Raw genomic sequence first — 12,735 nt, 5'->3', positions numbered from 1 at the left:
TCCTTTTAGGCGGTGATGCACACATGTGCTTCGGCTGGATATCGCAGGTACTCAGGCCAAGGTCGCCAATCAGCCGCACGGCTGTAGGGCGAGGCGTCAGCGGCGCCATTGCCTGAGCAACGGCATCTTGCTGTTCCTGGTTGTGCACCGGTAGTAGCATTGCGCGGCTAGCTGTGTCGCAAAAAGAGGAACGCCTAAGTGGATATGGAAGAACTGCAGACGTTTGTCGAAGTGGCTGATGCCGGCGGTATTTCACCTGCTGCGCTCAGGCTCGGGGTGGCCAAGTCGATCGTCAGCCGCCGCCTGGCGCGACTGGAAGCCGAGCTTGGCGTACAGCTGCTAGCGCGTTCCACACGTGGCGCAGCGCTAACAGAAGCCGGCGCTACGTTTCGCGACTCTGCTGCCCGGGTGTGTGCCGAAATGGAAATGGCGCGTGAAGCGATTCTGCCCGCCGGCGCCCTGCGGGGCCGCTTGCGCGTGGCCGTGCCGCTTTCGTTTGGCCCGACGCACTTCGCGCCGGTGCTGGCGGAAATGGCGCGGCGTCACCCGCAGTTGCAAATCCAGACCTGTTACAGCGATCGCTTCGTTGATCTCATCGCCGAGGGTTACGACTGCGGCATTCGCGTGGGCTACCTTCCCGACTCCAACCTGATCGGCAAGCGCATTGGCCCAATCGAAGTCTCGCTGGTAGCAAGCCCCGCCTACATCGCGGCCAATGGCTCGCCGCAGCGGCCGGAGGAACTTGTTGCTCACCAAGCGGTAATGCAGAGCACCGAAACGTGGCAATTCCTCGACGGCGCAAAGGTTGTTTCGGTGCGGCCACACGGGCGCTTCAAGGCCGACAACGGCGTTGCACTGGTGGCCGCCGCAGTAGCCGGACTGGGCGTCGCGTACCTGCCCGATTGCCTGACGTATGACAGCATCGCCTCCGGGGCGTTGGTGCGGATCATGACCGCCTGCCCACCGCCTCCGGCCGGGGCGTATCTGGTGCGCCCACCGGGACAGCACCCGGCGCAGAAGATCCGCGTGCTCAGCGAACTGCTGATTCAGTACTTCGGCAAATCCCCGCATTTTGCCGGGCTGCAGCCAGCGCAGCCCGCCGAGGCATAGCACATATGAGCTATGGAGCCGCGCCCTCACCGCCGCTAAGGTGCGCACCGAGGCAGGCCGCAATGGCCATGCACCATCAGGGAGTTTCACCATGGCGCTTACACGGATGTTTTCCAGCAGCTTGCTTCTCGCCTTCGTAGCCACCCAGGCGACAGCGGCCGAGATCGATGAGATTTTCCGCACGCAGGATACCAACGGTGATAACGCCCTGTCGGTCGAAGAGGCCCGCGCGGCTGCGCCCGCGGACTTTCGCGCCATCGACCGGGGCGCCAAGGGATATATTTCGGCAGACGACATCGCCGCGTGGACAGTCTCTGAAAGCAAGTCGGATATGGCGTGGCCCGCCCAGGCGTTGGCGGCCATTTCAAAAAGCACGCTTGAGATGTGGGATGGCAATCACGACGGCAAGGTAACCGAGCAGGAGTACACCGAGGCTGCCGTTGCCCTGATGCTGCTGGCGGACACCGACGGTGATCGCCGGGTAAGCCGTGAAGAGTTGCAGCGCTTTCGAGGCGAACCGGTCAAGCCCTGAAACTCGCGATGTCAGCCTTGTTTTTCCGACGCAGGTTCGGCGCCAGAGGCCTGTTTGTGCCCCGGTAGCAGGACCAATTTGTTCAGATCATCGACCTGCAAATTGATGCTCTTGCCACTGGGAGAAAGGGCCAGCTCGCCCAGTGCGAAGACGCGAAAATAGTCCACATCTTCCCCGCGCAGCAGCCCGTCAAGGTAGCCGCGAAAGCGGTACTCGCCCATCTGTTCTTTGGACACGTAGAGAAAGACCGGCTTGCCATCGAGGCGGTCATAGAATTTGAGTTTGAAACCAGCGCCGTAGCGGTCGACCAGCATTGCCCCGCCGTGGATGACCCGGTTCAAAGGCCTCAGCTTCGCGTAAGCGACATTCTTGAAGTACCAGGACAGGGGCATCTCCCCCTCGCCCGCCACCCGCAACTTCAGGGCTTTAAATTCGTCCTCCGACAGTTCCTTGCGCGCCTGCCGGTAGTATTCGACCAGACGTTCGAGGCTGCGGGAGCTGTGGTTGCGCCCTGGTTTTGCACCCCGGCCCGCACGTTCAACCGCCGGGTTTGCACCCGCTGCTACGCTGCCCTCGCTACCTCCACTGGCCGGTTCTACGTCGGGGGCAAACACATCGACGTAGTCATGCAGCTTGCGCTTGGCCCGGCGCACGAACGCATCGGTGGCTGACTCCCCAGGCAGCTTGCCATCGACCTCGTCGGCGTCCTCATCGAGCATCCACTCACAGTCGGGGGCGTGCGCGTACTTTTCGTTCTGACGAAAGTGCGCGGCGCGGTAAGTGTCGTTCGGCTGTTTGTCGTAATTGACCGCGGTGATCTTGGCGTTTACCGCCAGCTCACGACACGCTGGGGTGGCGCACAGGAACTCGAAGCGCGTGCGCGGCTCTTCGAGCGAGAAGAACTCGCGCCGCGCGTCCGTAATGGAAAGTTCTTTGTTCAATTGCACGCAGTAAGCGTGTGTTATGCGCGTTTTAGTCGGCATGCAAAGTATCTCTGCTACAAACCAGACGTCACATCAGACGCCTTGCGGCGACCGCCCGCCGCGCGCTTGCCTCAGGAGATCTGCTCAACATCCAGCAGCGCCCATACCACCAGGCCTTTGCGCTTGATCTCTTTCTCGGCCTCGAGCTTGGCGATGTCGATGCTGATGGAGCGGGACTTGTGCTCGAACTTGAAAGTAGGGCCGCCGTCCGCTCTGCGCACGCTGTAGGTAATCAGGGTGTGGGGAAACACCCGCTTCTCTTTTCTTATTTCTTCCTTGACTGCTTTATCGTCGGGCTCCAATCCAAGTGCTCGACGCATTTCAATTTCAGTCAACTGCATGTGTAGCAATACTCCGGGGGTTCAAAGCCAGTGTTAGCGTTGCTGCATGGTCTCAGTACCAGCGCAAGAGAGAAAGAGCAGAGTTGCAGTTTAGCGGCCCTAAATGTGCACTTTTTGGCCAAACGAAAACGTTTGTAGCCAGCCGCTGCTGCCACACGTGAAGCTTACCCACCTTACATATAAAAAATCATATACCGGCATACAAAACCATATATTTTTCCCAATGTTTCTCCTCTCTTATCCTTCGTCACCGCAGCGCCAGCCGCCGCGTGTGTTGTCGGTGCGTCTGAAACAGCGGCGCCATCCTAAAAATAATGTGTCTGCCGACCCAAGGAAAAACCATGGCCTCCATTTTCGCGAGCTTTCATTCCACTAGATGCGCCCACGCGCTGGCTGGAGGTGGGCAATGACGCTCCCTGTGCATAACGCCGACGAACAATTGCTGCAGCGCCAGGGTTACGACCAGCAACTGCATCGCGGCCTGTCCCTGTGGTCCTCGTTTTCGGTAGGCTTTGCCACGGTCTCCCCTGTCGTGGGCATCTATTCGGTGATGTCGCTGGGCGCCATGAGCGTGGGGCCATCGTGGGTGTGGATTGTGCCGTTGTGCCTGGCCCTGCAATTGCTGGTGGCCCTGGTGTATGCGGAGTTGTCATCCAACTACCCGCTGGCCGGCGGGTGCTACCAGTGGGTTAAGCGGTTGGCCGGCGAGCGCTGGGCTTGGTTTACCGGGTTTATGTACCTGGCTTCGGCCCTGGCCTCGCTGACAACCGTGGCCTATCTGGGGGGGTTCTGGCTGTGGCTGTTCTTTACCGGCCAACCGCCGTCAGCCAATGCCCAGGTGGTCAGCGGTGCCGCGCTGTTGCTGCTGGGGCTTGGGGTTAACCTGTTCGGCATCAACCCGCTCAAATATTTCGTGAACGCCGGCATCGTCGCCGAGGCCATCGCCTCCATCGGCATTGGCGTGTTGTTGCTGGTGTTCTTCCGTAATCACGATTTCTCGCTGGTGTTCGAAGGGCTAAGCGCCACTGCCACCACCGACAGCTCCTACCTGAGCGGGTTTCTGACGGCCATGGCCGTTGGCGGCTGGGCGTTTCTGGGCTTTGATGCGTGCTCGCAGGTATCGGAAGAAACCGCCGATGCCCGCACTTCCACACCTCGGGCCATTCTGCGTTCGATGATTCTGGTGGGCCTGACGGTGATGCTCACCGCCTTCGCCGTCACCCTGTCTTATACCGACACGGCAGCCATGGTCTCAGGCCAAGTGATCGACCCAGTAACCCCGGCGGTGGTCGATGCATTCGGCGCCTGGGCAGAACGGCCATTCGTGGGCGTGGTGCTGGTGGCTTTTATCGCCTGCGTGGTGTCGGTGCAAACCTATATCGGCCGCGCGGTGTTCGGCATGGCACGCGATTCCATCCTGCCGGCCTCGGGCCTGCTGCGCCGGGTCGACAAACGCAAGGTACCGTTTGCCGCCATGGTGGTCAGCACCTTGCTGGCCAGCCTGGGACTGGCGCTGGGCCTGAATGCCACGGCGGTGGGCACGCTGATCGCCTTCGGCAGCGGCGGCTTTTTCTTCGTGTTTCTGATCGTGGTCACCTGCGCCCTGCTCGCGCGCCTTACCGGCAAGTGGAAACCCGAAGTCGGCGCCTTCACCCTTGGGCGCTGGGGCGTGCCGGTCAACCTGGCGGCGTTTGTCTGGCTGCTGTTTGAAAGCATCAACGTCGCCTGGCCACGGGTGTCGCTGGCGCCACCGGATGCCCCGTGGTTTCAGGTATGGGCGGTGATTCTGGTGTTTTCGGCGCTCGCCGTGCTGGGCCTTGTTTATATGGTTTGGGCCAAGCCCTATAACCGCGCGTTCAAGTAACCCCGCCTACCTCCCTCTTTTTTCTTGCCGCGCCAGGTGCCGCACCTGGCGCCTGGAGCCTTGTCATGTCTGCGATTCACTACTGGAACTACCCCACCGAGATTTTCTGCGGCCCCGGCGCGCTGAATACCCTGGCCGAGCGCTGCGCCTTGCTGGGCATGCGCCGCCCGCTGATCGTCACCGACCCCGGCATGTTGGCCCTCGCGCCTTTGGCCCTGCTAAAAGCGCATCTCACTGCGGCGCAGGTAGAGTTTGGCGTCTTTAGCGACATCGCCAGCAACCCGAGCCTCAACGATGTAGCCAAAGGCGTGGCGGCATTCAAGGCGGGCCAGCACGATGCCCTTATCGCCCTGGGCGGCGGCAGTGCCATGGATGCGGCCAAGGGCATTAGCCTGGCCAGTGTCGATGTCGACGGTTTGCAGCGTTTCGAGTGGTCGCAGATTCTTCAGCACTACCCGACGTTGCAAGCCTTCGAAACGCTGCAACTGCCGCGCCTGATCGCCTTACCAACCACCGCAGGCACCGGCTCGGAGCTGGGCCGCGAAGCGGTGTTGACCGACACCGAGCAGCAAATCAAGCGCGTGGTAAGCCACCCCGAGCTGCTGCCCAGCGCGGTGATTCTCGACCCGGTGCTCACCCGCGACCTGCCGCCTACCCTTACCGCCGCCACCGGCATGGACGCCCTCACCCACCATATCGAAGCGTTCTGCTCGCCGCTGTACCACCCGATGTCGGCCGGCGTGGCGGTAGAAGGGGTGCGCCTGATTCAGCAGCACCTGCTGGCCGCCTACACCGAAGGCCATAACCTGGTGGCCCGCGAAGGCATGCTGGTGGCCTCGGCTATGGCGGCAGTGGCGTTCCAGAAAGGCCTGGGCGGCGTACACGCCCTCGCCCACCCGCTGGGCGCGCGCTATCACAAACACCACGGGCTGCTGAACGCCATTCTGTTGCCCTATGTGCTGGTCGCCAATCGTTCCACCATCAGCAGCGATATCGCCCGCCTGGCCCGCTACCTGGAGCTGCCGAAGGCCGACTTCGACGGTTTCCTGGCCTGGGTGCTGGGGCTTCGCCAACAGGTCGGCATTCCCCACTCGCTGGCGGAGATTGGCCTTTCCGATGAACACGCCGAGTGGGTAGGCGAACAGGCGCTGGCCGATATTTCGTCGTCCGACACCAACGCCCGCCCGCTGACCGCCACCGAGTACAGCCAGATTTTCCGCAACGCCGTACGCGGCGACCTGCCAGGAGCGCACGCATGAGCCTGGCCCACTACATCAACGGTGCCTGGGAGACCGGCAGCGGTGCCAACGTCATCACTGTGTTCGACCCATCGCTCGGTCAGCCTATTGCCCAGTTCACCAGTGCCAGCAGCCCGCAGGTGGACGCGGCCATCGCCGCTGCCCGCCAGGCGTTACCGGCCTGGCGCAGTACCACGCCGCAACAGCGAGCGGCGGTGTTGCGTCAGTTCGCCGAGCAGTTGCAACAGCGCCGCGAAAGCCTGATCGAGTTGCAAATGCAGAACAACGGCAAGCCCCGTCAAGAGGCTGCTGTCGATATCGAGGACGCCATCGGCACCTTCCGCTACTACGCGCAACTGGTGGAAGACCAGGCGCCCCAGCAAGACCGTGAAGTGACCCTGGCCGCCCCCGATTACCACTCGCGCACCCGCTTTGAAGCAGTGGGTGTGGTCGGCCTGATCGTGCCGTGGAATTTCCCGCTGGTGACCAGCGCCTGGAAGCTCGCCCCGGCTCTGGCCGCCGGTTGCACCGTGGTACTCAAACCTTCGGAAATCACTCCAATGATCGAGCAAACCTACGGCCAGATTGCCGATGCCATCGGCTTGCCGGCCGGGGTGTTGAATATCGTCATCGGCAAAGCCGACACCGGCGCTGCACTGAGCAATCACCCGGGCCTGGACAAGCTGTCGTTCACCGGCAGCAACGCCGTGGGTAGCCAGGTGATGCGCAGCGCCGCCGCGCATTGCCGGCCGGTGACGCTGGAGCTGGGCGGCAAGTCCGCCATTGTGGTGTTCGAAGACAGCGACCTGGTCCAGGCCACCGACTGGATCATCGCCGGCATCTGCTGGAACGCCGGGCAGATGTGCTCCGCCACCTCGCGCCTGCTGGTTCACGCGAGCATTGCCGACGCCCTGACAACGCGCCTGGTCGCCGCCCTGGAAAAACTGCGCGTGGGCAACCCCTTTGCCGGTGAAGTGGATATGGGTCCGCTGACCACGGCGGCCCAGCGCGCCAAAGTGCTGGAGTATTTCGCCATCGCCGAAAGCGAAGGCTTGCAGTGCCAGGCCGGCGGCCACACCCTGCAGGAAGACGGCTGGTTTGTGGCGCCCACCCTGTACACCGACGTGCCGGCCACCAGCCGGTTATGGACCGAGGAAATCTTCGGCCCGGTGCTGTGCAGCCAGCGCTTCAGCAGCGAAGAACAGGCCATTGCATTGGCCAACGACAGCCGCTTTGGCCTGGTGGCCACGGTGATCAGCCAGGACCTGGACCGCGCCGAACGCGTGGCCAATGCCCTGGAGGTGGGCCACGTGTGGATCAACTCGGTACAAGCGGTGTTTGTCGAAACATCCTGGGGCGGCACCAAGGGCAGCGGCATTGGCCGTGAGTTGGGGCCATGGGCACTGGCGGCCTATCAGTCGATCAAGCACGTCACCCGCCCGCGTGTTTAAGCGGCGTGTTCGGCAATCAGGTCAGCGATAAAGGCGCGCACCGCCTCACTTTGCGGGTGGCCCAGATGGGTGATCAGGCTGTGCTGCACGTCGTAGCGCAGGGTGCTCGGGTGCAAGGCGCGCATCTTACCGCTGGCTACCCACGGGCTGGCGTAGTGGGCGGGTAAATAGCCCAGGTGCGTGCCCGCCAGAATGGCATGCACCACCGCCTCCATATGGTAAGCGGTCGCCGAGGCGTGGCTCGGCGTTACCGGCAGCACCTGGTCGGTGGGCAGAAAGCCGTGCTTGATCCAGTCGCTGGCCTCCAGCTGTTCGATGCTCGGCGTGTCGCTGGCGAACAGCGGATGGCGGGCCCCGCAAAACACGCCGATTTCTTCAACGTATAGCGGCTGGTAGGCCAGGGTCGGCAACGGTCGGCTGAAGAAGGAAATGGCCATATCCAGTTGCCCATCGATTACCGCCAGCTCCAGCTCGGTGGGCGAGTTAACGAAGATATGCAGGTGCACGTCCTGCTCGCGCTGATAAAACCGCGCAATGGCCGCATCGATTCGCGCCGCCGGCAAGGTGGTGACGTTATCCGCCAGGCCCAGATACAGGTCGCCCACCAGGCGCCCGGTTAGGTCTTGCGCTTCATCGCGAAAGGCATCCACCGCACCAAACAACGACGCTGAGGCAGCGAGAATGCGCTGGCCTTTTTCGGTCAAGCGAAAGCCGCCTTTACCGCGCTCGCACAGGCGATAGCCCAAACGTTTTTCCAGCCCGGAAATATGCGTACTGATATTGGACTGGCTCATATTCAATTCGGCCTGCGCCGCGGTGAACCCGCCGCACTTCGCCACCGTCGCGAAAATGCGCAACAATCGCAGGTCCAGGTCCGTCACATTTCTAAGCACAGGCACTTCTCGCAAGCGGGCAAAAAACAGTGCCACGCAGGGTATCAGCGGGCCGGCCTTCGGCAAACACGTTCAATTGCACATGTCGCCATGTCCATTACCGATAACCTTCTTGCCTTCACCTTTGCCGCCACGTTGCTGACGCTTACGCCGGGCCTCGACACCGCGTTGGTGCTGCGCACCGCCACTGTGGAGGGCAAACGCCAGGCCGTGCACGCCACGTTGGGTATCAATGCCGGCTGCCTGCTGTGGGGCGCGGCGGTGGCGTTCGGCCTGGGTGCGTTGATTGCCATGTCGGAGCTGGCGTTCAACCTGCTCAAATACTGCGGCGCGGCCTATCTGGCTTGGCTGGGGCTAAATATGCTGCTGCGCCCACGGCGTTCGTTGGCGCCGGTTGAGGCCCAGGCCACGCCGAGCTCGAACTGGTTTCTGAAAGGCATGCTCGGCAATGTACTCAACCCGAAAGTGGGGGTGTTCTACGTGTCGTTTCTGCCGCAATTCATCCCCCAGGGCCACTCACCAATTGCCTGGACGTTTGGCCTGGTAAGCATTCATGTGGCCATCAGTCTGCTCTGGGCGCTGGCGCTGATTGCCGCCACCCGGCCACTGGCTGGCGTACTACGGCGCAAGCGGGTGATCACCTGGATGGATCGCACCACGGGCCTGGTTTTTGTACTATTCGCCGCCCGGCTGGCGTTCAGTAGACGTTGAGCTTCACACGGCCCTTTTTACCGAGCACACCGCCATGAACCGTCGCAAGAAAATCAATCAGCTGCTCAAGGCCCACGCCAAAAAGGCCAGCGCCAAACTGGCGCCCAAGAGCAAGCCCAAGTACATCTGCAAGGCTGATCGCCTGAAGCTGGAACAGGAGGCTGCGCAAGCCGCCGCTAGTTCGGGGGCTGATTCCACAGCAGCCCCTCACCTCGCTAACGAGCCTTAACGCTCATCCTGAACGTGTAACACCACCTTGCCGTGCACATGCCCATTGGCCAGGTAATCCAGCGCTTGCGCGGCCTCGGGCAACTCGAACACCTTGGCAATCACCAGTGAAACCTCATCCGTTTCCACCAACCCGGCAATCTGCGTGAGCTCCAAGCCATTGGGGTCGGCCAAGAAAAATGTGCCGGTTTTGCCGACAGCATCAGGGTGATGGGCATCGGGCATCTCCAGGGTCGACACCAGCCTGCCGCCTTCACCCAATACCTGCCACGAGCGCGCCTGGGTTTCACCGCCAATCAGGTCGATGACCAGATCGAAGTCCTTGCAGATGTCCTCGAACCGTTCCTTCTTGTAATCGATGGCGCGGTCCACCCCCAATGACTTGAGAAAGGTCAGGCTGTCGGTAGAGGCCGTCGCGTACACCTGGGCGCCTTTGACCTTGGCAAACTGCACCGCCAGGTGCCCCACCCCGCCTGTGCCGCCATGAATCAATACCTTCTGCCCTGCTTCCAGGCTGCCGTGGGTAACCAGCGCCTGCCAGGCCGTATGCCCGGCCAATGGCAAGCCGGCGGCCTTCTCGAAGCTCAGGGACGGTGGAATCTTCGCCAGATTGTTCGCCGCTACCCGCGCAAATTCAGCAAAGCCGCCATCGGCGCCAATCATGCCAAACACCCGGTCGCCTACCTTGAGAGCGCTGACACCGCTGCCAACCTGCTCGACCACACCGGTTACCTCGCGGCCCAGCGTCAGCGGCAAATTCTTCTCGGTGATGTCCGGAAACTCGCCTTCGCGAATCTTGAAATCCACCGGGTTAGTGCCTGCCACCATCACCCGCACCAGCACCTCGCCGGCCTGGGCTTGGGGCACATCCACCTCGGCTACCGACATCACGTCCGAGTTACCGAAGCGAGCAATTCGTATGGCTATCATAGGGCTCATCCTGTTGGTCGAGAGATGAGGTGTAGAAAGGATATGGGTGTGCAAGGTTTAGAGAATTTATTGAGGGCGGCGACGGGTGGTGAAGCAGCGCTTGTTGTCAGCACGTTTTAGACGGCTGAAGCAGGGAAACGCCTTTATGGCTTGGCTGAAAAGGCAAGGCGAACAATTGGACGTGGGCGATAGCGTCTAGTGTGAAGGTGAGTAGGATGGGGCAACGTTGGCGCGAAGTTAGTTCTGCGGGAAATAAAAAACATGAGAAACGAAGCTCTACATGGACGTGACAGAGGAATTGGCGGCAACCATACTGGCGGTCGTCAACCACCGGAAGGCAGTCGATTGGAAAAGCGAGTGGACAAACTTGAAGAGAAACTCAACGCAGTCTCTCTGGACCTTCAGGTAAGCCTGGGGCGTATCGAAGTGCGGCTTGATCAGACCGTCAGCAAGGCTGACTTGCATGAAATGGGTTCCTACCTGCACAAAGCGCTTAACGAGCAGACCTGGAAGTTCATTGCCGTCGCCACCAGCATGTCGGCGCTATTCGCCACGATCGCCTTCGGCCTCGCTCGCGCAGTGCAGTAACCGCTTCAAATCGACATCGTCGCTTCAACAAGTCGTCCCAATTCCTCTTCGGCTTACCCGACCTGCGTCCATTCGCTAAGGGTTATTAATGCTGGATCCTGTTCTTACGCTGCTGCCCTTCTCTGCCGTGGATTGGCTGGTAATCGTGCTCGGCATCACGGCCGCCTATGTGGTGTTTGGCATTGCTGGTTTTGGCACGGCATTGGTGGCCGGGCCGGTGCTGATTCACTTTATGCCGCTGTCGCGGATCATCCCCTTGCTGGTACTGCTCGACTTTGTCGCCGCCTTCGGCAATTGGCTGCCGGCGCGCAAGGCGGTGGCACGGGATGAGCTGCTCAGGTTGCTGCCCTTTATGGCGGTGGGGTGCACCTTGGGCGTGGTGTTTTTGCTGCAGCTCAAAGCCGATGTATTGCTGTTGCTGATGGGCCTGTTTGTAAGCGGTTATGCAGCTTACAGCTTGGCGGTAAAAACACGCCCTACCCAGCTGAACGCCTGGTGGGCGCTGCCGGCGGGCACGGTGGGTGGTCTATTTGGCGCACTGTTTGGCAGCGGCGGTTTCCTGTATGCGCTGTATTTGAATGCGCGCCTCAGCGCCACCGAGCAGGCACGTGCTACCCAGAGCGCACTGATCAGTTGCAGCACGGTAGTTAGGCTGGGGCTGTTTTTACTAGCCGGGGTGTATGCCGACACGGCGCTGTTGCTGCTGGCCGCGTGTCTGCTGCCGGTGATGTTCGCCGGGTTATGGGCCGGGCGGCAGCTCACGCGGCGGTTGTCGCGCGAGGCCTTTATCCGGTTGGTGACCTGGCTGGTGCTGGCCAGTGGCGTGGCCTTGATTGGGCGGTATTTCAGTCTGTAAGGGCACGGCCGCCTTGGTAGTGGCATTGGTGTTCTTGAGTACGGCGAACTGAGCCATCAGAAGCTCCGTAGCTCGTCGCCGAACACCCCATGGGCGTCCACGTCGCTTTTCTCACCCCCCCAACGTTTAACGATCGCCAATCCCCTCAATAATTTGCGGCCACAATGCCCGCGGCAAGTCATGGGCCATGCCTTTGACCAACTGCAACCTGGCCCCGGCAATCGCCTTTGCAATCGCCTTGCCGCCTGCAGGGCGTACCAGCTTGTCGGCCAGCCCGTGAATCACCACGGTAGGGGCCTGGATGCGCTGGCTGTAGCGGCGCAAGTCGCCGGTAGCGAGGATGGCGGCGAATTGCCGGGCGGTAGCTTTGAAGTCGGCGCCACGGGCGATTTGCAGGCGAATCAGGGCGTCCAGTTCCGCCTCGGGCATCGGGTGGGCGGCGCTGCCGATGGCCAGGAACAGCGCTTTCTGCCGCTTTACGATCTCATCAGCCGGGGCGCCTTTTCTCGGCGGCGAAATCAGCTTGCGAAACACACCAAACGCTGGCGGCGGCAGCAGTGGTTGATTGGTAGACGAGAACAGAATAGTCAGCGCTCGCACCCGCTCGGGGTAAGTGGCGGCAAATACCTGGGTAATCATGCCCCCCATGGAAGCACCGACCACATGGGCAGAGGCGATCTCGAGGTGGTCCATCAGTTGCGCCACGTCATCGGCCATGTTCTCCAATGTATACGGCGCAGGCGAGCGCAGCCCGAGTTGGGCGCGGGCCAAAAGCTTCCACATGGGCGTATTGAAGGGTTTGTTGATGCGGCCCGACATACCGGCGTCGCGGTTATCGAAGCGAATCACGCGAAAACCGCGCCCCACCAGGCTTGCGCAGAAGTCGTCGGGCCACAGCACCATCTGCGCCCCCAGCCCCATGATCAACAGCAGCGGCGGCGCGCTGATATCGCCCCAATCCTCATAAACCAGATCGACTTCTTTGCAGCGGGCGGTACCTGTGCGCATGG

General features: G+C 61.5%; 14 protein-coding genes. 9 read left to right on the top strand and 5 right to left on the bottom strand.

What is annotated here, in order from left to right:
- Positions 1–198 precede the first annotated feature (198 nt).
- Entirely contained in the window at positions 199–1,110 is a 912-nt protein-coding gene (locus PKE98_RS09690) for a LysR family transcriptional regulator (protein ID WP_271195074.1), read from the top strand.
- A gap of 91 nt (positions 1,111–1,201) precedes the next feature.
- The gene (locus tag PKE98_RS09685; protein WP_271195073.1) at positions 1,202–1,642 is read left to right on the top strand and encodes an EF-hand domain-containing protein; all 441 of its coding nucleotides are present in this window, start codon (positions 1,202–1,204) and stop codon (positions 1,640–1,642) included.
- 11 nt (positions 1,643–1,653) lie between these two features.
- On the opposite strand, the gene PKE98_RS09680 is transcribed toward PKE98_RS09685, so the two are convergent.
- Both PKE98_RS09680 and PKE98_RS09675 read right to left on the bottom strand, forming a co-directional pair.
- The gene (locus tag PKE98_RS09680; protein ID WP_271195072.1) at positions 1,654–2,625 is read right to left on the bottom strand and encodes an ATPase; all 972 of its coding nucleotides are present in this window, start codon (positions 2,623–2,625) and stop codon (positions 1,654–1,656) included.
- A 71-nt stretch (positions 2,626–2,696) separates the two neighbouring features.
- Positions 2,697–2,966: a hypothetical protein gene (locus PKE98_RS09675; RefSeq protein ID WP_271195071.1), complete on the bottom strand. Its 270-nt coding sequence runs from the start codon at positions 2,964–2,966 to the stop codon at positions 2,697–2,699.
- Positions 2,967–3,372: 406 nt separating this feature from the next.
- Between PKE98_RS09675 and PKE98_RS09670 the strand changes: the two genes are divergently transcribed.
- From PKE98_RS09670 to PKE98_RS09660, 3 genes are all read left to right on the top strand, one after another.
- Positions 3,373–4,830: an APC family permease gene (locus PKE98_RS09670; RefSeq protein ID WP_271195070.1), complete on the top strand. Its 1,458-nt coding sequence runs from the start codon at positions 3,373–3,375 to the stop codon at positions 4,828–4,830.
- Between the two features lie 65 nt (positions 4,831–4,895).
- Positions 4,896–6,089, top strand: a complete 1,194-nt coding sequence (locus PKE98_RS09665; protein ID WP_271195069.1) for an iron-containing alcohol dehydrogenase — start codon at positions 4,896–4,898, stop codon at positions 6,087–6,089.
- Positions 6,086–7,519, top strand: a complete 1,434-nt coding sequence (locus PKE98_RS09660; protein WP_271195068.1) for an aldehyde dehydrogenase family protein — start codon at positions 6,086–6,088, stop codon at positions 7,517–7,519. Before PKE98_RS09665 ends, PKE98_RS09660 begins: the two co-directional genes overlap by 4 nt.
- Here the strand turns inward: PKE98_RS09660 and PKE98_RS09655 are convergent.
- Complete coding sequence (locus PKE98_RS09655; protein WP_271195067.1) at positions 7,516–8,412, bottom strand: LysR family transcriptional regulator; 897 nt, start codon at positions 8,410–8,412, stop codon at positions 7,516–7,518. The two genes, PKE98_RS09660 and PKE98_RS09655, sit on opposite strands and share 4 nt — an antisense overlap.
- A gap of 90 nt (positions 8,413–8,502) precedes the next feature.
- Between PKE98_RS09655 and PKE98_RS09650 the strand changes: the two genes are divergently transcribed.
- Both PKE98_RS09650 and PKE98_RS09645 read left to right on the top strand, forming a co-directional pair.
- Positions 8,503–9,123 carry a LysE family translocator gene (locus PKE98_RS09650; RefSeq protein ID WP_271195066.1) on the top strand — a complete coding sequence of 207 codons (621 nt, stop codon included), beginning with the start codon at positions 8,503–8,505 and terminating at the stop codon, positions 9,121–9,123.
- A 34-nt stretch (positions 9,124–9,157) separates the two neighbouring features.
- Complete coding sequence (locus tag PKE98_RS09645) at positions 9,158–9,352, top strand: DUF2986 domain-containing protein (protein ID WP_271195065.1); 195 nt, start codon at positions 9,158–9,160, stop codon at positions 9,350–9,352.
- Here the strand turns inward: PKE98_RS09645 and PKE98_RS09640 are convergent.
- A complete protein-coding gene (locus PKE98_RS09640) occupies positions 9,349–10,281 on the bottom strand; it encodes an NADP-dependent oxidoreductase (RefSeq protein WP_271195064.1) in 933 nt (310 codons plus the stop codon). The two genes, PKE98_RS09645 and PKE98_RS09640, sit on opposite strands and share 4 nt — an antisense overlap.
- A gap of 357 nt (positions 10,282–10,638) precedes the next feature.
- Between PKE98_RS09640 and PKE98_RS09635 the strand changes: the two genes are divergently transcribed.
- Together PKE98_RS09635 and PKE98_RS09630 are read left to right on the top strand one after the other, a co-directional pair.
- The gene (locus tag PKE98_RS09635; protein WP_271195063.1) at positions 10,639–10,869 is read left to right on the top strand and encodes a hypothetical protein; all 231 of its coding nucleotides are present in this window, start codon (positions 10,639–10,641) and stop codon (positions 10,867–10,869) included.
- A gap of 88 nt (positions 10,870–10,957) precedes the next feature.
- Positions 10,958–11,725 carry a sulfite exporter TauE/SafE family protein gene (locus tag PKE98_RS09630; RefSeq protein WP_271195062.1) on the top strand — a complete coding sequence of 256 codons (768 nt, stop codon included), beginning with the start codon at positions 10,958–10,960 and terminating at the stop codon, positions 11,723–11,725.
- A 126-nt stretch (positions 11,726–11,851) separates the two neighbouring features.
- Here PKE98_RS09630 and PKE98_RS09625 read toward each other — a convergent pair whose 3' ends face one another.
- Positions 11,852–12,733: an alpha/beta fold hydrolase gene (locus PKE98_RS09625; RefSeq protein ID WP_271195061.1), complete on the bottom strand. Its 882-nt coding sequence runs from the start codon at positions 12,731–12,733 to the stop codon at positions 11,852–11,854.
- Positions 12,734–12,735: the final 2 nt, after the last annotated feature.

This window comes from Pseudomonas turukhanskensis (assembly GCF_027922365.1).
GTDB classification, from domain to species: Bacteria; Pseudomonadota; Gammaproteobacteria; order Pseudomonadales; family Pseudomonadaceae; genus Aquipseudomonas; species Aquipseudomonas turukhanskensis.
Note: the sequence above shows the minus strand (reverse complement) of the source record. Positions and strands in the feature narration are given on the sequence as shown.

Coding starts and splice junctions, on each gene's coding strand:
- PKE98_RS09685 (WP_271195073.1), top strand. CDS start 1,202: ATGGCGCTTACACGGATGTTTTCCAGCAGCTTGCTTCTCGCCTTCGTA.
- PKE98_RS09680 (WP_271195072.1), bottom strand. CDS start 2,625: ATGCCGACTAAAACGCGCATAACACACGCTTACTGCGTGCAATTGAAC.
- PKE98_RS09675 (WP_271195071.1), bottom strand. CDS start 2,966: ATGCAGTTGACTGAAATTGAAATGCGTCGAGCACTTGGATTGGAGCCC.
- PKE98_RS09670 (WP_271195070.1), top strand. CDS start 3,373: ATGACGCTCCCTGTGCATAACGCCGACGAACAATTGCTGCAGCGCCAG.
- PKE98_RS09665 (WP_271195069.1), top strand. CDS start 4,896: ATGTCTGCGATTCACTACTGGAACTACCCCACCGAGATTTTCTGCGGC.
- PKE98_RS09660 (WP_271195068.1), top strand. CDS start 6,086: ATGAGCCTGGCCCACTACATCAACGGTGCCTGGGAGACCGGCAGCGGT.
- PKE98_RS09650 (WP_271195066.1), top strand. CDS start 8,503: ATGTCCATTACCGATAACCTTCTTGCCTTCACCTTTGCCGCCACGTTG.
- PKE98_RS09645 (WP_271195065.1), top strand. CDS start 9,158: ATGAACCGTCGCAAGAAAATCAATCAGCTGCTCAAGGCCCACGCCAAA.
- PKE98_RS09640 (WP_271195064.1), bottom strand. CDS start 10,281: ATGATAGCCATACGAATTGCTCGCTTCGGTAACTCGGACGTGATGTCG.
- PKE98_RS09630 (WP_271195062.1), top strand. CDS start 10,958: ATGCTGGATCCTGTTCTTACGCTGCTGCCCTTCTCTGCCGTGGATTGG.
- PKE98_RS09625 (WP_271195061.1), bottom strand. CDS start 12,733: ATGCGCACAGGTACCGCCCGCTGCAAAGAAGTCGATCTGGTTTATGAG.